At 53.7% G+C, this 20,459-nt stretch carries 21 protein-coding genes; 20 read left to right on the forward strand and 1 reads right to left on the reverse strand.

Features of this window, described 5'->3' with window-relative positions; genetic code table 11:
• Positions 1 to 5: 5 nt before the first annotated feature.
• The 8 genes from OEV59_06740 to OEV59_06775 all read left to right on the forward strand — a co-directional run bounded on the left by OEV59_06740 (position 6) and on the right by OEV59_06775 (position 8,164).
• The gene (locus tag OEV59_06740; protein ID MDH4227433.1) at positions 6 to 371 is read left to right on the forward strand and encodes a roadblock/LC7 domain-containing protein; all 366 of its coding nucleotides are present in this window, start codon (positions 6 to 8) and stop codon (positions 369 to 371) included.
• A gap of 16 nt (positions 372 to 387) precedes the next feature.
• On the forward strand, positions 388 to 1,467 hold the full coding sequence (locus OEV59_06745; protein ID MDH4227434.1) for a Xaa-Pro peptidase family protein: 1,080 nt from the start codon (positions 388 to 390) through the stop codon (positions 1,465 to 1,467).
• Between the two features lie 16 nt (positions 1,468 to 1,483).
• Positions 1,484 to 1,936 (forward strand): acetyl-CoA carboxylase biotin carboxyl carrier protein, encoded by a 453-nt coding sequence (accB, locus tag OEV59_06750; GenBank protein ID MDH4227435.1) that lies wholly within the window; start codon positions 1,484 to 1,486, stop codon positions 1,934 to 1,936.
• 89 nt (positions 1,937 to 2,025) lie between these two features.
• Entirely contained in the window at positions 2,026 to 3,360 is a 1,335-nt protein-coding gene (gene accC, locus OEV59_06755) for an acetyl-CoA carboxylase biotin carboxylase subunit (GenBank protein MDH4227436.1), read from the forward strand.
• 17 nt (positions 3,361 to 3,377) lie between these two features.
• The gene (locus OEV59_06760) at positions 3,378 to 4,217 is read left to right on the forward strand and encodes a lipoate--protein ligase family protein (GenBank protein MDH4227437.1); all 840 of its coding nucleotides are present in this window, start codon (positions 3,378 to 3,380) and stop codon (positions 4,215 to 4,217) included.
• Complete coding sequence (locus tag OEV59_06765) at positions 4,217 to 6,013, forward strand: tetratricopeptide repeat protein (GenBank protein MDH4227438.1); 1,797 nt, start codon at positions 4,217 to 4,219, stop codon at positions 6,011 to 6,013. The genes OEV59_06760 and OEV59_06765 overlap by 1 nt, the downstream gene beginning before the upstream one ends.
• A gap of 56 nt (positions 6,014 to 6,069) precedes the next feature.
• Positions 6,070 to 7,497, forward strand: coding sequence for an HD domain-containing protein (locus OEV59_06770; GenBank protein MDH4227439.1), 1,428 nt, complete (start codon positions 6,070 to 6,072; stop codon positions 7,495 to 7,497).
• Positions 7,498 to 7,552: 55 nt separating this feature from the next.
• On the forward strand, positions 7,553 to 8,164 hold the full coding sequence (locus tag OEV59_06775; GenBank protein ID MDH4227440.1) for a peptidylprolyl isomerase: 612 nt from the start codon (positions 7,553 to 7,555) through the stop codon (positions 8,162 to 8,164).
• A 29-nt stretch (positions 8,165 to 8,193) separates the two neighbouring features.
• Here the strand turns inward: OEV59_06775 and OEV59_06780 are convergent, their stop codons facing one another.
• Positions 8,194 to 8,814 (reverse strand): hypothetical protein, encoded by a 621-nt coding sequence (locus OEV59_06780; GenBank protein ID MDH4227441.1) that lies wholly within the window; start codon positions 8,812 to 8,814, stop codon positions 8,194 to 8,196.
• A 155-nt stretch (positions 8,815 to 8,969) separates the two neighbouring features.
• Here OEV59_06780 and OEV59_06785 point away from each other — a divergent pair, with 155 nt between their 5' ends.
• From OEV59_06785 to pnp, 12 genes are all read left to right on the forward strand, one after another.
• The gene (locus tag OEV59_06785) at positions 8,970 to 9,653 is read left to right on the forward strand and encodes a class I SAM-dependent methyltransferase (GenBank protein ID MDH4227442.1); all 684 of its coding nucleotides are present in this window, start codon (positions 8,970 to 8,972) and stop codon (positions 9,651 to 9,653) included.
• Positions 9,654 to 9,728: 75 nt separating this feature from the next.
• The gene (locus OEV59_06790; GenBank protein ID MDH4227443.1) at positions 9,729 to 10,781 is read left to right on the forward strand and encodes a CapA family protein; all 1,053 of its coding nucleotides are present in this window, start codon (positions 9,729 to 9,731) and stop codon (positions 10,779 to 10,781) included.
• Between the two features lie 134 nt (positions 10,782 to 10,915).
• The gene (locus OEV59_06795) at positions 10,916 to 11,380 is read left to right on the forward strand and encodes a ribosome maturation factor RimP (GenBank protein ID MDH4227444.1); all 465 of its coding nucleotides are present in this window, start codon (positions 10,916 to 10,918) and stop codon (positions 11,378 to 11,380) included.
• A gap of 21 nt (positions 11,381 to 11,401) precedes the next feature.
• Positions 11,402 to 12,721: a transcription termination factor NusA gene (nusA, locus tag OEV59_06800; protein ID MDH4227445.1), complete on the forward strand. Its 1,320-nt coding sequence runs from the start codon at positions 11,402 to 11,404 to the stop codon at positions 12,719 to 12,721.
• The gene (locus tag OEV59_06805) at positions 12,721 to 12,972 is read left to right on the forward strand and encodes a YlxR family protein (protein ID MDH4227446.1); all 252 of its coding nucleotides are present in this window, start codon (positions 12,721 to 12,723) and stop codon (positions 12,970 to 12,972) included. Before nusA ends, OEV59_06805 begins: the two co-directional genes overlap by 1 nt.
• Before the next feature lie 45 nt (positions 12,973 to 13,017).
• The gene (gene infB / locus OEV59_06810) at positions 13,018 to 15,354 is read left to right on the forward strand and encodes a translation initiation factor IF-2 (protein MDH4227447.1); all 2,337 of its coding nucleotides are present in this window, start codon (positions 13,018 to 13,020) and stop codon (positions 15,352 to 15,354) included.
• A 49-nt stretch (positions 15,355 to 15,403) separates the two neighbouring features.
• Positions 15,404 to 15,724, forward strand: coding sequence for a DUF503 domain-containing protein (locus OEV59_06815; GenBank protein ID MDH4227448.1), 321 nt, complete (start codon positions 15,404 to 15,406; stop codon positions 15,722 to 15,724).
• A complete protein-coding gene (rbfA, locus tag OEV59_06820; GenBank protein ID MDH4227449.1) occupies positions 15,721 to 16,095 on the forward strand; it encodes a 30S ribosome-binding factor RbfA in 375 nt (124 codons plus the stop codon). The genes OEV59_06815 and rbfA overlap by 4 nt, the downstream gene beginning before the upstream one ends.
• Before the next feature lie 5 nt (positions 16,096 to 16,100).
• Entirely contained in the window at positions 16,101 to 17,069 is a 969-nt protein-coding gene (locus OEV59_06825) for a bifunctional oligoribonuclease/PAP phosphatase NrnA (protein MDH4227450.1), read from the forward strand.
• A gap of 5 nt (positions 17,070 to 17,074) precedes the next feature.
• Positions 17,075 to 17,797 carry a tRNA pseudouridine(55) synthase TruB gene (gene truB, locus OEV59_06830; protein ID MDH4227451.1) on the forward strand — a complete coding sequence of 241 codons (723 nt, stop codon included), beginning with the start codon at positions 17,075 to 17,077 and terminating at the stop codon, positions 17,795 to 17,797.
• Between the two features lie 98 nt (positions 17,798 to 17,895).
• Positions 17,896 to 18,162 carry a 30S ribosomal protein S15 gene (gene rpsO / locus OEV59_06835; protein ID MDH4227452.1) on the forward strand — a complete coding sequence of 89 codons (267 nt, stop codon included), beginning with the start codon at positions 17,896 to 17,898 and terminating at the stop codon, positions 18,160 to 18,162.
• Positions 18,163 to 18,309: 147 nt separating this feature from the next.
• A complete protein-coding gene (gene pnp, locus OEV59_06840; GenBank protein ID MDH4227453.1) occupies positions 18,310 to 20,406 on the forward strand; it encodes a polyribonucleotide nucleotidyltransferase in 2,097 nt (698 codons plus the stop codon).
• The last annotated feature ends 53 nt before the right edge of the window (positions 20,407 to 20,459 follow it).

The raw sequence follows: 20,459 nt of genomic DNA on the forward strand, positions 1-20,459 counted from the left end.
GGGACATGGATTTTCAGGCCGTATTAAAGGAAATGGTTGATAGGGTAAACGGAGGCGTTGCTGCCACCATAATGGCAAACGACGGCATACCGCTGCAAAATTATGTAAAGGCCGGGGGCACATGCGACCTTGAGTCCCTCGGTGTCGAGTACGGCAAGGTGATGGTGGAGCTTAAGAAGGCAGCCGAAGTGCTAAGCCTTGGCGGCATAGAGGAGCTTGTCATAACATCCGGCGGATTGAAGGTCGTTATCCGCATAGTATCGCCCGAGTACTTCGCGGTATTCGCGCTTACGCCAGAGGGTAACGTCGGCAAGGCAAAGTACTATCTAAAGAGGGCCGCGCAAAACGTCGCAAAGGAGCTGGCTGCGTAAGCCGCCGGTAAGCTCCGTGGCCCTGAAGAGGATAAAGGCGCTAAGGGAGAAAGGCTTAACGGGCGGCAAGGATACGCTCGATGCGCTGCTCGTAAGTTCGCTTACGAATGTAAGGTATCTTAGCGGTTTTACAGGCTCAAATGCCGTTGCGCTTATCTCCAAAAATACGGCGCTGCTTATAACGGACTCTCGCTACACGCTGCAGGCAAGGCAGGAGGCAAAGGGTTTTGCGATACGCATAGCCTCCAATTATATAGAAGATCTCGCGCTGCTTCTAAAGAAGTCGAAGATAAGGCGCCTTGGCTTCGAGCCGCTTACGGTGAGCTACGAAGTATACCGGCGCATGAAGAAGGCGTTCAAGGGCACGAGCCTCGTGCCGGTGAAAAGGCCGGTTGAGGGGTTAAGGGCGGTTAAAGACAAAGAAGAACTCGCTGCCATACGTGCTGCGATAAAGGTTGCTGAGAAGGGCTACGCCCATGTCGAAGGGACGGGTGCGGTAGGCAGGGCAGAGCGCGATGTCTCGCTCGGCATAGAGAGGGTTGTCAAAGACCTGGGCGCCGATGCAATGAGCTTTGAAACCATCGTTGCCTCCGGTAAAAGAAGCGCGATGCCGCACGGCACGGCAACGGGTAAGAAGATAGCAAGGCACGAGTTCGTGATAGTGGACATGGGAGTGAGCCTTGGCGGTTATAAGTCCGATGAGACAAGGACGTATGTGACCGGCAAGCCCACCGGACGCCAGCGCGAGATATACTCAATAGTTAAGGACGCGCATGATAAGGCGATAGACGTTGTCAGGGAAGGTTCTCTTGCAAGCGAGGTTGACAGGGCTGCAAGGGCGTATATAGAGAAAAAGGGTTTTGGAAGTTATTTTGGCCACGGCACCGGGCACGGAGTAGGGCTCGATATCCACGAAGACCCGTCAGTTGGGCCAAAAAGCAAGACGGTACTTAAGCAGGGCATGGTCATAACGGTTGAGCCCGGTATCTACATCCCGGGGTTTGGCGGCGTAAGGATAGAAGACATGGTGCTTGTCGGAAAACACGGCCCAGAGGTCCTTACCGAAGGGAAAAAAGAATTAAAGACATTGCGATAGATAACGCGGAGGAACGATGGATATAAACGACATAAAGGCCCTGTATAAATTCCTAAAAAACACCGATATAGTCGAGCTCGAGCTGGAGGATTCCAGAGGCAAGGTGAAGCTTAAGCGCGGGGTTCCAGGAACCGTGGCAGCCGTGCCTGCGGTTGTTGCCGCTCCTATAGCGGCAGCCCCGAAGGCCGAGACTTTGGTCTCTACGCCAAAGGCCGAGGAAAAATCGAACGCGCTGTTTGTCACCTCTCCGATGGTCGGCACCTTCTACAGGGCGCCTTCTCCGGATGCCAACCCCTTTGCGGATGTCGGCAGCGTGATAAAGAAGGGGCAGGTTGTTTGCATAGTAGAGGCCATGAAGATAATGAACGACGTCGAGAGCGAGGTATCGGGCAAGATAACGGCCATACTTGTCGAGAACGGCCAGCCCGTTGAGTACGGCGAGCCTCTTTTTAAGGTCGAGCCGGCCTAAGAACGGGTTTTTCAGTCCTGACGCATTAATCAAGAGAAGTTATTTTGAATATTCAAGGCGCGTACGCGCCGGAGGCGGTATTTTAAACGATGTTTAGCAAGATCCTCATAGCCAACAGGGGCGAGATAGCGATAAGGATAATCCGGGCCTGCAAGGAACTCGGCATAAAGACCGTTGCCGTGTACTCCGAGGCCGATAAGGACTCGATGCATGTAAAGCTTGCAGACGGCGCTATCTGCATAGGCCCTGCCAAGAGTAAGGACAGCTATCTTAACGTATCGAGCCTTATAAGCGCTGTTGAGGTGGTTGATGCCGAGGCAGTGCATCCGGGCTACGGTTTTCTCGCCGAGAATAGCGCCTTTGCCGAGGTCTGCGAGAAGTGCAGGGTCAAGTTCATAGGCCCTACGTCATCGGTTATAAGGCTTATGGGAAATAAGGTAGAGGCAAAGAAGGAGGCCGAGAGGTCCAAGGTCCCGGTGCTCGGATGGAGCGGCGTTGGCGTTGCCGAGGAGGCCGAGGCCGTGAAGATAGCCGATAAAATAGGCTACCCGGTCATAATAAAGGCCTCAAGCGGAGGCGGAGGGCGCGGCATGAAGCTCGTTCATTCGCAGGCAGCCCTTGGGAGCGCATTCCATATGGCCAAGCGCGAGGCCCTGGCGGCATTTGGCGACGGCGAGGTGTTTATAGAAAAGTACTGCGAAAAGCCGCGTCACATAGAGGTACAACTCCTTGCCGACGAGCACGGAAATATCGTGCACCTTGGCGAGAGGGAATGCTCCATACAGAGGCGCCACCAGAAGATTATAGAAGAGGCCCCGAGCCCGTTCGTCGACGAAAGGCTAAGGGACAAGATAGGCGAGTCGGCTGTGAAGCTTGCCAAGTCTATCGGGTACACGAACGCAGGAACGGTAGAGTTCCTTATGGATAAGGACAAGAACTTCTACTTCATGGAGATGAACACGAGGGTGCAGGTCGAGCACCCGGTAACGGAGTTCGTCACCGGCGTCGACATAGTAAAGCACCAGATAATGGTGGCAGCAGGACACAGGCTCGAGTTCAAGCAAAAGCACGTAAGGCTCAAGGGCCACAGCATCGAGTGCCGCATAAACGCCGAGGACCCTGTCACATTCATGCCAAGCCCTGGAAAAATTACCGAGCTCTACATCCCCGGAGGCCCGGGCGTGAGGGTGGATACGGCCATATACGCAGGGTACGTCGTGCCGCAGCACTATGACTCGATGCTTGCAAAGCTCATCGTGCATGCCCCGACCAGGATAGACGCCATAAAGAGAATGACCAGGGCGCTCGAGGAATTCCATGTGGGCGGCATAAAGACCAACATACCTCTTCTTTTGACCGTTATGAGGGACCACGACTTCATAGACGGCAATACGCACATCGATTTTCTTTCCAAGTACGCCTAAAACCGGAGTGTTCCATATTGGGGCTTGTAAAAAGCCGGGCAATCCTGTATTATTTTAATATGCTGGCGCATTCTTCCGTATGGAGATTGATACTTGACGCTCCGGCCGGCGGGGCGTATAATATGGCGGTCGACGAAGCGCTGCTCGAGGCGGCGGCCGTAGACCGGAATTTTACGCCGACACTGCGTGTTTACGGTTTTGAGCGGCCTGTTTTGACGATAGGCTACGCCCAGGATGCGGCGATATTCGAAGGCAAGGGCATAGAGGTGGCAAGACGCCCGACCGGAGGGCGTGCCGTGCTTCACGGCGCATGGGAGGCAGAGGTCACCTACGCGGTTGTTTGTAATGACGCGCACCGGCTGCACTCTCTTGGCATACAGGGCGCGTACAGGGTGATTTGTGAAGCGCTTGTCTCTGCGCTAAAGTCTCTGGGAGTCGAGGCCGAAGGGGTTCGAGAGAAGAAAAAGGCAAAAGAAGGGCTTGGCGAGTCGTGTTTCCATGCCGCTTCTTTTTTCGAGATATCGGTTGCCGGCAGAAAGCTTGTTGGCAGCGCGCAGAGAAGAATTAAGGGCGCGTTTTTGCAGCACGGCTCTATAATCATGTCCGTAGACACCCTGCTTTTCGATGCTGTTTTCGGCCCCGGTTCTTCTGCTGAGGTGGGTTCTGTCTTGGAATTTTCGCGCGCATCTCGCGCAGATGTCGCGGCCGCGCTGGTAAAAGGTTTTGAAAAAGAGCTCGGCGCAGGTTTCTGTGCCGGTTCTTTGCTGGATAAAGAGAAGATGATTGTCGAACGTGTGTTGTCTGGCGCCGCGGCTGTTTGCTGCCGGAATACCGATGTCGTTGGATTTGGAGCCTGATGAAGAAGGATAAACTTTTAGATAAGGCGCAAAAGCTGCTTCAAAAGGGCTACTTTGACAAGGCAGTGGTCGAGTTTGCGGCAGCGCTTGCCGAGGACCCCTCCGATGTTTCCGTGCGCCTTAAGCTTGGCGACATATACGCGAAACTAAACAAAAAGGCCGAGGCCATAAAGGAATATACCGAGGTCGCCAAGGTACACACTGCCAAGGGCTTTTACCTGAAGGCAATCGCGGTTTTTAAGCAGATACTAAAGCTCGAGGACACGAGCCTCGAGATTCATAACAAGCTTGCCGAACTCTACACCAAACAGCGTCTTATCGCCGACGCGATAACCGAATACAGCTATATAGTCGGGGCCTATGAAAAGAAGGGCAGGACTGCCGAGGCATTCGAGCTTCTAAAAAAGATGGCCGGCATCGCCCCGGACAATATGGGCGTGAGGTTAAAGCTTGCGGATACGCACCTTAAGCAGGGTTTCGACAAAGAAGCCATGGCCGAGTACAAGATAGTCGTCGGCAAGCTCCTTGAAGAGGGAAAAGACGACAGGGCCGAGCGTATCTATGTGGATATTTACAAGTCCAAGCGCAAGGAGCCCATGGTGCTTGACGGGCTTATCTCCATATTCAGGAAAAAGGGCGACCAGGAGAAGGTCTTGAGGTTTTCTCAGGAGCTTTTCGAGGTTGCCAGGGAAAAGGGCGATACCGAGACTGCTACGCGAGCAGCTCAGGACATACTTAAGATTAATCCGGGTCACAGGGATGCGAAGGCTTATACATCCAAGCCGGATATGCTTGGCGGCGCCCCCGGAGGGCCAAGGCCCGGTGTTCCGGGCGAATTGCCGCCGCTTCTGGACTTGCCCGATTTCGGGCTCGGCGACATGGGTGCGCCAAAGCCTGCAGCCGCGCCGCCGCCGGTAGTTTCAAGGCCCGCAGCTCCGCCGCCACCGAAGATGGCCGCGCCTGCCCCGGCTGTAGAGGAAAAGCCGCTGCTCGACATAAATATGGACGCGCTCGCCGCTCCTGCGCCTGCTCCGGAGCCGGAAGAAGAGATGGTCGAGATGGAGGTCGAAGAGCCGACAGCCATTGAAATGGAGACAGAGGAAGAACTCGAGGTCGTGTCCGAGGACGAGATGGAGGTTGCCGAGGTCGAGGAGGCTGAGGCCATCGAAGTGGAGGAAGAGGGCTCGGCAATTGAAGTCGAGATGGAAGAGGAAGCTCCTGTTGCGTCAGCCGAAGAAAGTCTTGATGACGGGCTCGTTGATCTTCAAAAGGAGCTTGGCATAGACGATATGTTAAGCGATATGGATGTGCCGTGGGATTCCGGCTCAGGCGGAGCCTCCGAGGAGTATAAGGCCGGCATGGGCGAGCAGCTTGGCAAGGAAGACACAGAGACGCACTATAACCTCGGAATCGCGTACATGGAGATGGAGCTTTATAACGACGCCATCCGCGAATTTAAGATCGCGGCAAAGGACAAGACCAAGGCGCTAGATTCCTTTTCCAGGCTCGGCATGTGCCTTGTTGCTTCGGGCTCAATAGACGAGGCGGTAGGGTATTATAACAAGGCCCTTGAGGTCGAAGGCCTTCACGAAGAGGATAAAAAGGGCATCATGTTCGAGCTCGGGCTTGCGTATGCCGCGGGCGACAGGAAGAACGAGGCCGTCGAGATGTTACGAAGCGTCGAGGCCATGGACCCGAATTACAGGAATGTCTCCGAGAAGATAAGGGAACTTATCGAGGGTAAAAGTAATATTCCAAACGAGGAAGACGATCTCGTGGAGGTTGAGATAGTTTGACGAAGAAGCGTGCTACAGTTGGAAAACGCAGCCGGCGCGAGCCGGTTTTTTTATTTGTGCCGGAACGCCTTGGCGCCGCTATCAGGAAAAACGCTATTTTGAGGGAGGCCGCTAAGACCGCTTCAACGGCCCGCTTTGGCCGCGTGTATCTTGTCGGAGGCTCGGTTAGAGATATAGTGATGGAGAGGGGCGGCTCGGACGCCGATCTTGCCGTTGAGCGTAACGTCAAGGGTTTTATGGAGGAGATGAGGAGGCGTGTTGGAGGGGCTTTGTTTCTCATGGACTCAGACACCGATACCTACAGAATCGTGAATAAGAGAGGCTTTACCGTAGACGCCTCGCGCTTTAAGGGCAGGAACATACGCGAGGATTTGAAAAAAAGGGATTTTACGGTCAATGCGGTTTGCTTCGACGTATCAGGTAAAGAGATAGAGATACTAGACCCGTTTAAAGGGCTAAGGGATATCTCGGCAGGCACGTTAGCCCCGGTTTCCTTGCGCATATTCGACGATGATCCGTTGCGGCTGCTTCGCGCATACAGGTTTACCGTTACGCACGGGTTTGGGCAGGGCGCTTCGTTAAAGGCCCTGATAAAAAAGAAGGCTGTGCTTGTAGGCAATGCCTCTGGCGAGAGAAAAAGGGACGAGCTTGTAAAGATGTTTTCCGAGCCAGGTGCATCCGCTGCCATTAGAGAGATGTTTTCAACGGGCGTTATGGAAGCGCTCGCGCCGGAACTTGCGGCGTGGGGAAAACTTCGCGGCTACGACATCATAGGTCATTCGCTAAGTGTCATGGATAAGGCAGATGAGTTTATCTCGTCCGATAAATTTGCCAGGGCAGGCACGAAGCTTGGCAAGTTCTTTACCTCCGAGTTTACGCCGGGTATAAGCGGCGCATCTGTATTCAGGCTCGCCGCTTTTTTGCACGACGCAGGGAAACCCCTTACGATGAAGCGCGAGAGCGGCAGGCTTCGTTTTATTGGGCACGATCGCGTTGGAGAGAAGCTCGTCAAGGGGCTTTTAAAGAGGCTCTGCTTTCCTTCGAAGGTCGTGCGAGCTGTTGCGGCGCTTACCAGGGAGCATCACAGGACGTTCGTGTACGCGGACATAAAAAAGCCGTCTAACCGCGTAAAGGCGCATTTCATAAAGGCGGCTGAGGTAAAAGGAATACAGGACGCGCCGCTTATGCTCCTTGGCCTCGCGCTATGCGATGCGAGGGCGACAAGGGGCTCGGAGAGCTCAGGGCTAAAGCGCGCTGTTGCCGGGTTCTTTAAGTTCAATGCCTCTGTAAGGACAAAAAGTGTAAAGCCGCTCTTTAGCGGCAAAGATGTCATGCGGCTTTTCGCTATAGAGGAGGGGCCGCTTGTCGGCGCGGTGCTTCGCGAGGTCGAGCGCGCCGTGATGGCCGGCGATGTGACTGGCAAAAGGGATGCGGCAGCGTATGTGAGAAAATGGCTTGGAGAGCGCGGTAGTTCTCGGGGTTGATTTTTCTCTCGAAATGTCGGACAATAGCCTTAAATATGTGAAAGGAGACTTTTTGATGCTTAGAGTTATATCTGCGGCGCTGTTTTTTGCGGTAATGGTTTACGTTATGCAGGGTAGCGGCTTTGCCGGAGAAACAAATAAAAAGACGGAGAATAAGACAGTGGATTATACCAAGGTAAAAGCAGTAATCGAGACCAAGTTCGGTAATATAGAAATGGCGTTTTTCCCTGAAAAGGCCCCGGGGCATGTGAAGAACTTCGTTGACCTCGCGGAGAAGGGGTTTTATGACGGCACGCTCTTTCACAGGGTTATCCCGGGTTTCATGATACAGGGCGGAGACCCGAACACCAAGGGGACCAACTCCATGACCTATGGCAGCGGCGGCCCGGGTTACACCATAAAGGCCGAGTTCAACGATATCTCGCACACGCGCGGCATATTGTCCATGGCAAGGGCCAATGATCCCAATAGCGCAGGGTCGCAGTTTTTCATAGTGGTTAGCGATTCGAAGTTCCTGGATAAGAACTATACCGTATTCGGCAAGGTTATAAAGGGCATGGAAGTTGCCGACAAGATAGTGTCCGCATCAAGGGACGGGCGCGACCTTCCGCACGAGAGAATAGAAATGAAAGTAAAGATAGTGCCAAACGACGGAAAGTTCGAGTAGAGGATAGGGGTTTTGAGAGGCCGCCGCTTTTAGCGGCGGCCTTTTTTCGTTTTGGGCGCTGTTGGCTTTAGAAGCTCCTTGGGCACGTCGAAGAGCGCGTGTACTTCCTTTTTTTGCGTGTCGTAGAGGGATGGCGGAGTCGTCTTCTTGCAGCCGTATTTTTCGAGGCATTTGCACTGTTTTCTAAGCGGCCTGTCTATTGTCAGAAATCCCCTGTGCCATGTTATTGGGTATGTGCGGCATATCGTCGGTATTATGCGCTTGGATACGCCCTTTATCTTCCAGAGATAGAACAGCGCGCAGCCCTTTTCTCCGCGCAGATGAAAGGCGCAGATGTTGTCTTCTTTTCTAACGCGCGTTTCGGCGTACGCTCCGCCTATGTAGTCGTCGTCCACTTTGACATGCGTCGAAAAGCAGTCCTCGATTCTCGCGCCGATGAGCTTTTCGACTTTTTTTCTGTTCTTAAGGATGACCTTCAGGGTGGAGTAGTCCACGTCGCAGCCGTAGCGGCAGCACATGTCGTCGCACGGGCTGCCGTAGCATCCGTCTCCGAACAGCCCTTTTTGCAGGAATATATCCTCATCAACCCGGTGAATCTTTATCTTACGAATGTTTATTGCCTTTGGCGGTCGTTTGGTGTCGAACTTCATCGGTAATTCGTTTTTCCTCTGTATTTTTTCCGTTTCCGGATTTGTGAGTATATCAGTATGGCGCGGTGATTGCAAGAAAAGAGGTGCCGCGCACCATTGACAACAACGAGCCCGATGGGATAAAATTGTATATTCAAGAAAGGGGAGTTTTGTTTATGTGTCACGCCGCGTGCATGGAGTTCGGAAAACGGGAGCTTACGCCGGATATAATAAAGGGTAAGAGGGTTGTTGAGGTCGGCTCTTACGACGTGAACGGCTCGTTAAGGCGCATAGCCGCGCCGCTTCTCCCTGCCGAGTATATAGGCGTTGACATAGAAAAGGGTCCTGGTGTGGACGTTGTCTGCCGCGTCGAGGATATCGTAGCGAGGTTTGGCGCGGAAAGTTTCGACGTAGTAATATCGACCGAGATGATAGAGCACGTAAGGGACTGGCGCGGCGCGCTCTCTAATTTAAAGCAGCTCTGTAAGAAGGGCGGCTTTCTACTCGTTACCACGCGCTCATATGGATTTCCGTACCACGCCTTTCCGCACGACTTCTGGCGCTTTGAGCCAGAAGACATGCGCGCCATATTCTCGGACTTCGAGGTGCTTGGTATAGAGAGCGACACCGAACAGCCCGGCGTCTTCGTAATGCTTAGAAAGCCTGCGGATTATAAGGCGGCCGATATGTCTAAGGTGAACCTTTACTGCATGGTATCGGGTAAAAGGGCTGCCGATGTTTCCGAGAGCGATTTTGGAAGCCTGCACTACAGGCTTCTTTCGTTTAGAAGCAGGTTTAAGTGGGTGGACAGGAAATTAAATAAGCTTTCGAGACTTTTTGGAGCAGGAAAAGGAGCGTAGAGAAAAGACATGGGTAGAGTGGATGGGGCCGTTACGAGGTGTTTTGCGGCGTTTTGCCGGGGAATTTTTCTTGCTGTGTTTTGCATATTCTTTTTGCCGTCGTTATCTTCTGCGCGCGACTTTGTTGTCGTATCGGTAGGGGATACATACCTTGGCACCCGCCTTGTGCCGTACCTTGACGAATACGGGCCGGCGTATCCTTTTGAGAACGTGGCCGGCATACTAAACGGCGCCGATGCCGTTATCATGAACCTCGAGAGCCCGCTTACCAACCATTCCAAGACGTATATAGAAAAAGAGTTTCACATAAAGGCCCCGCCGTATGCAATTGAGTCGGTAAAGAGCGCCTCGGTAGACGTTGCTACCCTTGCCAACAATCATATGATGGATTTTGGAGAGCCTGGGCTTAGAGACACGCTTGCCGCCCTTGATGCCGCAGGCATCGCGCGTGCGGGGGCCGGGCTTGATTCAAAAGAAGCCAGGCGGCCGGCGATATTCGAGAAGGACGGCGTAAGGGTCGCAGTTCTTTCGTATTCGCGCACATATCCGCTCGAGTTCTACGCAACCGCCAAACGCGCAGGCACTGCCTCTGGGGTAGAGGCCAATATCGAGAGCGACATAAAGAAGGCGAGGAGAGACGGCGCCGACATAGTGGTTGTGACATTTCACTGGGGCGCAGAGCGCGTGAGGATGCCAAAGCCCTACCAGATAGAGCTTGCGCATCTTTCGATAGATAGCGGCGCAGACCTTGTCATAGGGCATCACCCGCACGTTACGCAGCCAATCGAGAAGTACAAGGGCGGTGTCATATTCTATAGCCTCGGTAATTTTGTGTTCGGCATGACGCCAAATAGGGCCCTTGGCGGCGCTATTGCCAAGGTGGTATTTACAAACGACGGCGGAGGCCCCATGCGCATAAAGGATATCGAGGCCATACCGTTGAATGTCGATAACCGCGAGGTGTTTTTTAAACCGGTTATTTTAAAGGGCGCGGCCGCTGCTGCCGCCATTGCCGAGATGGAGGCTCAGATAGTGCCGTATAGAGGCGCGCCGGAAAAGGCCATACAGCCTGTTAACGCCGCGTTGCCGGGCGCAGATGCTGCTGTGCCGGTCGTGGTGAAGGATTAATTTTTCCCTTGCGCTAAGCAGGCTTATGTGTTAGATTATAGTATTGAAAGTGGGCGTCTGCCCACTTTTTTGTTTTTACGGTTTTTTGTCCGCATATTATATTCACTTGTTTTTAAAGGTTTTTTAGACGCAAAATGTTTAAGCCACGGGTTGTTGAGGAAAAGGTAATGAATCTGGCCGAGCCGGTAGCCCTGGAACTCGGGCTCGAGGTCGTTGACGTGGAGTTCGTTTGCGAGCACGGCTGGATACTCAGGGTCTATATCGATTCCCCAAAGGGCATCACCGTCGACGACTGCGGGCGCTTAAGCAGAGAGCTTAGCGCGCTTTTGGATGTCGAGGATTGCATATCCGGGCGTTATTCTCTCGAGGTCTCTTCGCCGGGGCTCGACAGGCCGCTTAAAAGGCCCAAGGATTTTGTTGCTGCCGTTGGCAAGAAGGTAAAGGTTAAAACAAAGATAGCGCTCGAGGGCAGGAAGAACTTCAAGGCCGCCATAGAGTCGGCCTCAGACGACGGCGTAACGCTTAAGGATTCGGAAGGAAGGCTCTGGAAGCTGGAATATTCTAATATAGAGAAGGCGAGGCTTGAAATCGAACTGTAAGTTTTTTGGAGGGACTCTGAAATGGTACTAAATCTTGCGCACATAATTGAACAGGTAGGAAGGGATAAGGGGCTAGATAAGAACGTTCTTATCGAGGCGCTAAAAAGCGCCATGCTCAAGGCCGCGGAGAAGCGCTTTGGCATGAACAAGGCCATAGAGGCGCACTACGACGAAGACGCCGGAGAAATCGAGCTCTTCATCTTCAAGACCGTTGTAGAGAAGGTCAACGACCCCGACCACGAGATATCCATAGACGACGCCAAGGATGACGACCCGGACGCCGAGCTTGGCGACAGTCTTGGCGTAAAGATAGACGCAAAGGAGTTTGGAAGAATCGATGCCCAGACCGCGAAGCAGATAATCATACAGAAGGTCCGCGAGGCCGAGCGCGACATGGTCTTTAAGGAGTATAACGACAAAAAGGGCGAGATAATTACCGGCATAGTGCAGCGCTTTGAGCGCGGCGATATGGTGGTGGATCTTGGAAGAACCGAGGCCGTGCTCCCGAAGAAGGAACAGGTAAGAAGAGAGAACTACCGCACAGGAGAGCGCATAAGGGGCCTTGTCATAGACGTAAGGAGCGAAGTAAGAGGCACTCAGGTCGTGATATCGAGGACGCACCCGGGCTTCCTGATGAAGCTTTTTCATATGGAGGTGCCGGAAGTATACGAGGGCATCGTTGAGATAAAGGGCGCTGCCAGGGAAGCGGGCGAGAGAGCAAAGATAGCGGTTCATTCGAAGAACGCGGACGTCGACCCCGTGGGCGCGTGCGTTGGAGTAAAGGGCTCGCGCGTGCAGGCCGTTGTGCAGGAACTTAAGGGCGAGAAAATAGACATCATACACTGGTCGGAGGAGCCGGCAATACTTGCGAAGAACGCTTTATCTCCGGCGCAGATATCGAAGGTGCTCGTAGACGACGTGGAGCACGAGCTTGAGGTCATTGTCCCGGACGACCAGTTGTCTCTGGCAATAGGCAAGAAGGGGCAAAACGTCAGGCTTGCAGCAAAGCTTACAGGATGGAAGATAGACATCAGAACCGAGACCCAGTCCAAGGAAGGCCCGAGAGAGGGGCTTACCCCTGACGAGAGATTAAAGATTGAGGTCGAGGCCGCTGCAAAGGCAAGACAGAAGGAAGAAGAGGTCGAGGCAAAGGCAGCAGAGGAGCTTGCCTCCCTCGAAGGTGTCGGGCCAAAGACCGTTGATGCGTTAAGGGCCGCCGGATTTAATTCGATAGACGATATAGTGCATGCCGGCGTTGAGGGGCTTTCAGCTATAGAGGGGATAGGCAAGAAAAAGGCTGAGACGATATTCGCGGCTGCAAAGGCTGCCGCAGGGGAGTAATGCCGTCAAGAAAGTGTCTCGGGTGCGGCGTGTCATTTGAAAAGGCGCTGCTCGTAAGGTTTGTCGTCAAGGACGGGGCGCTTTGCATGGTTACTGGGAAAGACCCTGGTAACGGGCGCGGCGCTTATGTGTGCGGCAATAAAAAGTGCGCCGCTTCTGCAATTGACAAAAAAGGCGCGTTTGCAAGGGCGCTCAAGGCAAATTCTCTCAAGATGCCTTCGACGCAAGAGTTCTTGAAGCTGTTTAAGTAAATCAGGCGCAGTGTCACGCATTCTTTGGCGGACGGCGCATACGATATGGCAAAAGAAAAAGAGAAAAAAGAAAAAGACAAGAAGGAAAAGGCCGACAGCATAGCCGGCGTTCGAGTGACGAAGAAGATTATCCGCCGCCGCACTTCGGCTGCTGATGAGCAGGCTCCGGAACCGCCGCATGTCGAAGAGCCGCCGAAGGTCGAGGAGGCCGCGCCTGTTGTTATGGCTGCGCCAGAGGCTGCTGCTGCCGTAAAAGAGGCTGTTGGCGAGGCCAAACCGTCGAAGGGCGGCAAGAAGGCTGCTTCCAAAAAGATAGGGAAAGAATCTCTTGAGCTGCCGCTTACGCCGCCTGGCGAGAGCGCTAAGCCCGAGGTCCCAAGCGGCCCGATAGTGATAGAGAAAAAGGCCAAGGAAGAGGGCGATGACGGCGGCAAGGACGGCAAGAAGCGCGAGGTAAAGGTCTTTGGCAAAGAAGACAAGCGTGAGATGCTTTTCTACGCCAAGCAGCCTTTCAAGAAGGCCAAGCAGTCCTTCCACGATACGAAGAAAAAGGGCTCCCACGCAACGCATGCGCACGCAGGCGCGCGGCCGATGAAGAAGACCGAGATAACGGTCACCAAGGCCGAGAAGCGCGTTGTGAAGATGGTGGATGCCATAAGTGTCAGCGAGCTTTCGCAAAAGACCGGCATAAAGTCGAGCGAGATCATAAAGAAGTTGATGGGGCTTGGCATCATGGCCACCGTCAACCAGTTGATAGACTTCGACGCCGCCGCGCTCGTTGCCACCGACTTCGGTTTCGAGGTCGAGAAGGCCGAGCCTGAGGAGGAAACGCTCCTAATATCTGGAGCCGAGGAAACGGCCGATGGCGAGCGTCTGCACCGTGCGCCTGTTGTTACCGTAATGGGCCACGTTGACCACGGTAAAACTTCTCTTCTCGATGCCATAAGGACGACCAATGTCGTAAGCGGCGAGGCCGGAGGCATAACGCAGCACATCGGCGCATATCATGTGCATCTGGATAAAGGCGACGTCACGTTCCTCGATACCCCGGGCCATGCGGCATTTACCGCGATGAGGGCAAGGGGCGCGAAGGTCACGGATATCGTCGTTCTTGTTGTCGCGGCCAACGACGGCGTTATGCCGCAGACAATCGAGGCGATTAACCACGCAAAGGCGGCTGGGGTGCCTATAATCGTCGCCATCAATAAGATAGATTTGCCCGATGCCAATTCGGCGAAGATTCGCCAGTCCCTTACCGAGTATAACCTCGTGTCCGAGGAATGGGGCGGCGAGACGATATTCATCGAGATATCTGCGAAGAAGAAAATCAAAATAAAGGAGCTTCTCGAGCTGATACTTCTCCAGGCCGAGATGCTGCAGCTTAAGGCCAACAAGGCGGCCCCCGCAAGAGGCGTAATCGTCGAGGCAAAGCTCGATAAGGGCAGAGGCCCGGTGGCGACCGTTCTTATCCAGGACGGCACGTTGAAGGTAGGGGATGCCTGCATTGCAGGAGCTTACGCCGGAAGGGTAAGGGCCATGGTAAGCGACTGGGGCAAACGCATTAACGAGGCAGGCCCTTCGATGCCGGTAGAAATACTCGGGCTTCCGGGCGTGCCGCTTGCCGGAGACATATTCTCGGTTGTTAAGGACGAGGCAACGGCAAAGCAGATAGCGGCAATCAGGCTAAGGAAGGTGCAGGAAGCCGACAGGATGAAGACCGCGAAGGTGAGCCTCACCGACCTCTACGACAAGATAAGCAGGGGCGAGGTCAGGGAGCTTAACGTCGTTTTGAAGGCCGATGTGCAGGGCTCGATAGAGGCGCTAAGAGAGGCGCTCGGGAAGATAGAGAGCGACAAGGTCACGCTAAAGGTCATACACACGGCGGTTGGAGGCATAAACGATGGCGATATAATGCTTGCCGCAGCATCCGGTGCCATAATCATAGGCTTTAACGTCAGGCCGCAGAGCAAGGCAGCGCAGCTTGCCGAAAAAGAAGGCGTTGATGTAAGGCTCTATAACATCATCTACAATATCGTAGACGACATAAAGAAGGCCATGGAGGGACTCCTTGCGCCGATAGTGACGGAGGAAGCGCTTGGCAAGGTGGAGATAAGAGAAGTCTTCAAGCTCTCCAGGTCCGGCGTGATTGCGGGCTGCTACGTGCTCGAAGGCAAGGTCACCAGGACGTCTAAGGCAAGGCTTGTGCGCGACAGTGTCGTCATATACGAAGGCAGGATAGGCTCTCTTAAGAGATTCAAGGACGACGTTAAGGAAGTTCAGGGCGGCTTCGAGTGCGGTCTTGCGATAGAGGGATATAACGACATCAGGGCCGGCGACATTATCGAAGTGTATGAATTGAAGGAAGAGGCAGCGAAGCTATAGGCAGTACTCTCCTCGGCAGCAGGGCTCGCAGCGTTATTTTTTTTGAAAAATGAAGGTCGGGGTTTGCCACATAGGGCTTCTTATTCACGACAGCCATTCGCTAAAGGCTAAGCGCATGGTGCTAAGGAAGCTCACCGACAATTTGAGGAACCGCTTCAACGTCTCGGTTGCGGAGGTCGGCAGTAACGACCTCTGGCAGCGCGCCGAGCTTGGGGTTGCGGTCGTTGGCACGGACGCGTCCCACGTCAACTCGCAGCTCGATAACGTGCTAAACTTCATAGAGTCCATGCACGTGGCCGAGGTCGTGAGCCAGGAGATAGAGCTTATTAACGTCGCTGTTCCTTTGAGCGAAGAAGGCGGTATCGGATGAGTCACAGCCGCGTTGAAAGAATAGGCGACCAGATAAGGGAAGAAATAGCGTCCATGCTCGTGCGGGGAGAGCTTAAGGACCCGCGTATAGGGTTTACCACCATCACGCGCGTAAAGATGAGCCCGGATCTAAAGAACGCGAAAGTGTTCTTTAGCGTCATAGGCGAGGGCTCGGACGCGGACACAACGCTTGAAGGGTTAAAGAGCGCGGCCCCGTACGTCAGGCGCGAGCTTGCGAGGAAGCTTCGGCTAAAGTACATACCGGCCGTAAGTTTTCAGTACGACGCATCTCTTGCGTATGCCGAAAGAATCGAGGGCGTGCTAAAGGAAGTCAAGGAAAGCGATGATGCCAAAGAGCGGGAGAACGAGTGATGGCGATGTCGTATAAGCAGGTTATCGAGGAAATAAACAAGTCCAAGCGTTTTATCGTTGTTTCGCATGTGAGCCCCGAGCCCGATGCCGTGGGCTCTTTACTGGGTCTCTCTCTTGCCCTGAAGGGAATGGGCAAGGAAGTGGTGCCGTATCTCGAGGACCCGCTTCCGGACCTCTGTAACTTCATGCCGGGTAACGAAATCATCGTGCACTCGTTAAAAGGCGAGAAGCCGGTTGACTGCACCATAGCCGTTGATTGCGGCCAGTTAAACCGCCTTGGCGACGGGCTCGTCGAGTTCGAAGGCAAGGGCACGATAATAAACATAGACCACCACGCGACCAATAATAACTTCGGCGAGATAAATATCATCGACCCAAAGGCAAGTGCTGCAGGAGAGATGGTCTACGACCTTCTTAAAGAGGCAGGGGCGAAGATAACCAAGGAAATCGCAACGAACCTTTACGTTGCCATACACACCGACACCGGGTCTTTCAGGTACGATTCGGCAACCCCCGGGGCCTTTAAGAGGGCAGGAGAGCTTGTTGAGCTTGGCGCAAGCCCCTGGGAGGCGTCGAGATATCTATATGAAGAATATCCGAAAGAGCGTTTTGAGATGCTCTCGCGCGTGCTCTCTACTCTTAAACTCTATGAGGGCGGCAAGGTTGCCTCGCTTTGCGTTACACTTAAGATGCTAAAGGAAGTCGGCGCGACAAAGGACATAGTCGACGGCTTTGTGAACTTCGCCAGGTCCATAAAAGGCGTTGAGGTCGGCGTGCTTGTCAGGGAGAACGCCCCCGGAGAGCAGAAGGTAAGCATGAGGTCAAAGGGCAAGGTTAACATCTCTTCCCTTGCGCAGGTGTTTGGCGGCGGCGGGCATGCCAATGCCGCAGGGTTCACGATAAAGGGCGAAGTCGAGCCGACTGTTATAAAGGTCGTCGACGCTGTGAAGGATATTTTAAAGAAGCAGGGGTAGGGCGCATGGACGGAGTGTTAGTGATAGATAAGCCGGTAAGCCTTACCTCCAACGACGTGGTTCAGCGCATCAAGCGCACGCTCGGGGTAAAGAAGGTAGGGCATCTTGGCACGCTTGACCCTCTTGCAACAGGGGTGCTTCCGCTTGTAATCAACAGAGCCACCAAGTTCTCGGAGGCCCTTCAGGGCGGCGTTAAGGAATACGCGGCTGTGATGAGGCTTGGTTTTTCTACCGATACTTACGACTCAGAGGGCGCTGCCGCCGGGGCCGCAGCCGATATATCGAAGGTTACAGAGGCCATTTTAAGACAGACGTTAAGCGGATTTCTTGGCGAGCAGGAGCAGACCCCGCCGATGTACTCGGCGGTTAAGCAAAACGGTGTGCCACTTTATAAGCTTGCGAGAAAGGGCGTCACCGTTGAGCGCAAGCCCAAGGCCGTGACCGTGCATTCCATAGAGCTTGTGTCATTTGCGCCGCCGTTTGTGTCTTTTAGTGTGGCGTGTTCGAGGGGCACGTACGTGCGCTCTATCTGCCACGATATCGGAGCAAGGCTTGGTGTCGGAGCGCATCTTACCGAGCTTAAAAGGGTAAGGAGCGGGGCCTTTTCAATGGCCGATGCCGTGTCCATGGATGCCGGCGTGGATGCGCTGATTGCAGCGATAAAGCCGCTCGAGGCCTTTTCGGGGCTTAAGGTGGACGGCGTAAAACGGGTTCAGGGGGCGTCTTAAGTCCGCCAGATTTTGCTTCCATATTAGGCGGTTAAGTGCTATTATTAAAAATACCAAAACAAACAATAAAACGGAAAGGGTAACGGGAGGAAAGGAAAATGCTTACGGTGCAAAGAAAGACAGAGGTTGTTGAGAAGTTCAGGACTCACGGCAAGGACACGGGCTCGCCCGAGGTTCAGGTGGCAATACTTAGCGAGAAAATCAGTTACCTTGATACGCATCTTAAGGTGCATGTATCCGACCACCATTCGAGAAGGGGCCTTCTCAAGATGGTTAGCAAGAGAAGAAGGCTTCTCGATTATCTTAAAAAGCAGCACCCGTCAAGGTACGAAAAACTAATAGGCGATTTGGGGATAAGAAAGTAAGGCCCGTTTCGCGCTACCAGAAGGCGCCTACGTCACGTAGCAGGCGCCTTTTGGTTTATTTGGGCGCGCCAGACGAGCCTTTTTGTGTTTTTCCCGGCGGGGGCCTGTAAAAATAATTTCAAACAACTTAATAGAGGGGAATACAAAATGGCAAAGGTATATGAGGTAAATTACGGAGGCAGAGCGCTCTTCGTAGAAATAGGAAAAATGGCAAGGCAGGCGCACGGCTCATGCACGGTTCGCTACGGCGATACTGTCGTGCTCGTGACCGCGTGCAGGGCTCCGGAGCCTGTTGCTGGAGCTGACTTCATGCCGCTAACCGTCAACTATACCGAGATGACATACGCTGCCGGAAAGATACCAGGCGGGTTCTTTAAGAGGGAAGGCCGTCCGAGCGAAAAAGAAGTGCTCTGTTCGCGTCTTATAGACAGGCCGCTTAGGCCGCTCTTTCCAGAGGGCTATGCGCATGAAACCCAGGTGCTTGCAACTGTCATGTCCGTTGACGCCGAGCACGACCCTGAGATAGCGGCTGCCATAGGCGCCTCCATCTCTCTGTGCATCTCGGACATTCCGTTTAACGGGCCGATGGCAGCTGTGAGGGTCGGAAGAATCGACGGCAAGCTCGTCTGTAACCCCGGTCTTAAGCAGCAAAAAGAAGGTGACGTCGACCTCGTTGTTGCAGGAACCGCAAACGGCATAAACATGGTCGAGGGAGGCGCAAAGTTCGTTGGCGAGGACGTGATGCTCGAAGCGCTAAATTACGCGCAGGACAATATAAACGTAATACTCGAGTTCCAGAAGAAGATAATCGCCGAGAACACGCAAAAGAAGCTCGAGTTCAAGAGCCCCGAGAAGGACGCTGCCATAGTGGCGAAGGTTGGAGAGCTTGCGAAGGCCGGGCTTAACGACGCATTCAGAACGCCTGTGAAGCAGGACCGCTACGACAAGCTTCGCGACGTAAAGAAGAAGGTTGTCGAGGCCATGAGCGCCGATTTTGCAGATAAAATAGGCGAGGTAAAAGGCGCGCTCGAGGATTTGAAGTATAACATGATGCGCGAGATGATACTTGCCGATTCGGTAAGGGTCGACGGCAGGGGCACCAAGGACGTCCGCCCCATTACCTGCGAAACAGGGCTTCTTCCAAGGACCCACGGCTCCGCGCTCTTTACAAGGGGCGAGACGCAGGCAATGGTCGTGACGACACTTGGCACCTCGGACGACGAGCAGAAGATCGACGCAATCACCGGATGGGACTATAAGCGCTTCATGCTGCACTATAACTTCCCGCCCTTTTCGGTCGGAGAGGTTAAGTTCCTTAGAAGCCCGGGAAGAAGAGAGATAGGGCACGGCGCTCTTGCTGAAAGGGCCGTTAATAAGGCAATACCGTTTAATAACGGCAATGATTTCCCTTATACCATAAGGGTTGTCTCCGACATACTCGAAAGTAACGGCTCATCGAGCATGGCCTCTATTTGCGGCGCGTCTCTATCTCTCATGGACGCCGGAGTGCCGATGAAGTGCCACGTTGCGGGAATCGCAATGGGCCTTATAAAGGAAGGCAACAAGTACGCCATCCTTTCCGACATACTTGGCGACGAGGATCATCTTGGCGACATGGACTTCAAGGTCGCCGGAAGCACCGAGGGCATCACCGCGCTTCAGATGGATATTAAAATCGGCGGCGTTACGTCCGCGATAATGAAAGAAGCCCTCTACCAGGCAAAAGAGGGAAGGCTCCATATACTTGGCAAGATGAACGCTGCTCTATCTACGCCAAAGGCAGAGCTCTCCGCATATGCTCCGCGCATCACCACCATATACGTCAAGACCGAGAAGATAAAGGACGTCATCGGGCCGGGCGGGAAGAACATAAAGGGCATAGTGCTGGCTACAGGCGCAAAGGTAGACATCGACGACACCGGAAAGGTGAATATCGCATCCGTTGACTCCGTTGCCGCGCAGAAGGCAGTGGACATGATAAGGCAGCTTACGCAGGAGCCCGAGATAGGAAAGGTATATCTTGGCAAGGTCAGAAAGATTATGGACTTTGGCGCGTTTGTCGAGATATTCCCGGGCACCGACGGTCTCGTTCATGTCTCTCAGCTCGCGCACGAGAGAGTGAAGGAAGTAAAGGACGTTCTAAAAGAGGGCGATGAGTGCCTCGTGAAGGTCCTTGAGGTAGACCCGAAGACCGGAAAGATAAGGTTATCCAGGAAGGACGCTCTCGAAGAGGGCCAGAAGTAAGTTTTTTTCAGGGCTTAGCGGCGCGCCGCCACAAGTGGCGGCGCGCATAACCG

The organism is Deltaproteobacteria bacterium (assembly GCA_029858205.1).
GTDB lineage: Bacteria > Desulfobacterota > GWC2-55-46 > GWC2-55-46 > DRQE01 > JAOUFM01.

What these genes read in the sequence shown, in the direction of transcription:
- pnp (MDH4227453.1), top strand. Translation starts at nt 18,310, where the DNA reads ATGGCAAAGGTATATGAGGTAAATTACGGAGGCAGAGCGCTCTTCGTA.
- OEV59_06795 (MDH4227444.1), top strand. Translation starts at nt 10,916, where the DNA reads ATGTTTAAGCCACGGGTTGTTGAGGAAAAGGTAATGAATCTGGCCGAG.
- accB (MDH4227435.1), top strand. Translation starts at nt 1,484, where the DNA reads ATGGATATAAACGACATAAAGGCCCTGTATAAATTCCTAAAAAACACC.
- rpsO (MDH4227452.1), top strand. Translation starts at nt 17,896, where the DNA reads ATGCTTACGGTGCAAAGAAAGACAGAGGTTGTTGAGAAGTTCAGGACT.
- OEV59_06815 (MDH4227448.1), top strand. Translation starts at nt 15,404, where the DNA reads ATGAAGGTCGGGGTTTGCCACATAGGGCTTCTTATTCACGACAGCCAT.
- truB (MDH4227451.1), top strand. Translation starts at nt 17,075, where the DNA reads ATGGACGGAGTGTTAGTGATAGATAAGCCGGTAAGCCTTACCTCCAAC.
- OEV59_06775 (MDH4227440.1), top strand. Translation starts at nt 7,553, where the DNA reads ATGCTTAGAGTTATATCTGCGGCGCTGTTTTTTGCGGTAATGGTTTAC.
- OEV59_06740 (MDH4227433.1), top strand. Translation starts at nt 6, where the DNA reads ATGGATTTTCAGGCCGTATTAAAGGAAATGGTTGATAGGGTAAACGGA.
- accC (MDH4227436.1), top strand. Translation starts at nt 2,026, where the DNA reads ATGTTTAGCAAGATCCTCATAGCCAACAGGGGCGAGATAGCGATAAGG.
- OEV59_06805 (MDH4227446.1), top strand. Translation starts at nt 12,721, where the DNA reads ATGCCGTCAAGAAAGTGTCTCGGGTGCGGCGTGTCATTTGAAAAGGCG.
- OEV59_06785 (MDH4227442.1), top strand. Translation starts at nt 8,970, where the DNA reads ATGTGTCACGCCGCGTGCATGGAGTTCGGAAAACGGGAGCTTACGCCG.
- infB (MDH4227447.1), top strand. Translation starts at nt 13,018, where the DNA reads ATGGCAAAAGAAAAAGAGAAAAAAGAAAAAGACAAGAAGGAAAAGGCC.
- OEV59_06825 (MDH4227450.1), top strand. Translation starts at nt 16,101, where the DNA reads ATGTCGTATAAGCAGGTTATCGAGGAAATAAACAAGTCCAAGCGTTTT.
- rbfA (MDH4227449.1), top strand. Translation starts at nt 15,721, where the DNA reads ATGAGTCACAGCCGCGTTGAAAGAATAGGCGACCAGATAAGGGAAGAA.
- OEV59_06780 (MDH4227441.1), bottom strand. Translation starts at nt 8,814, where the DNA reads ATGAAGTTCGACACCAAACGACCGCCAAAGGCAATAAACATTCGTAAG.
- OEV59_06765 (MDH4227438.1), top strand. Translation starts at nt 4,217, where the DNA reads ATGAAGAAGGATAAACTTTTAGATAAGGCGCAAAAGCTGCTTCAAAAG.
- nusA (MDH4227445.1), top strand. Translation starts at nt 11,402, where the DNA reads ATGGTACTAAATCTTGCGCACATAATTGAACAGGTAGGAAGGGATAAG.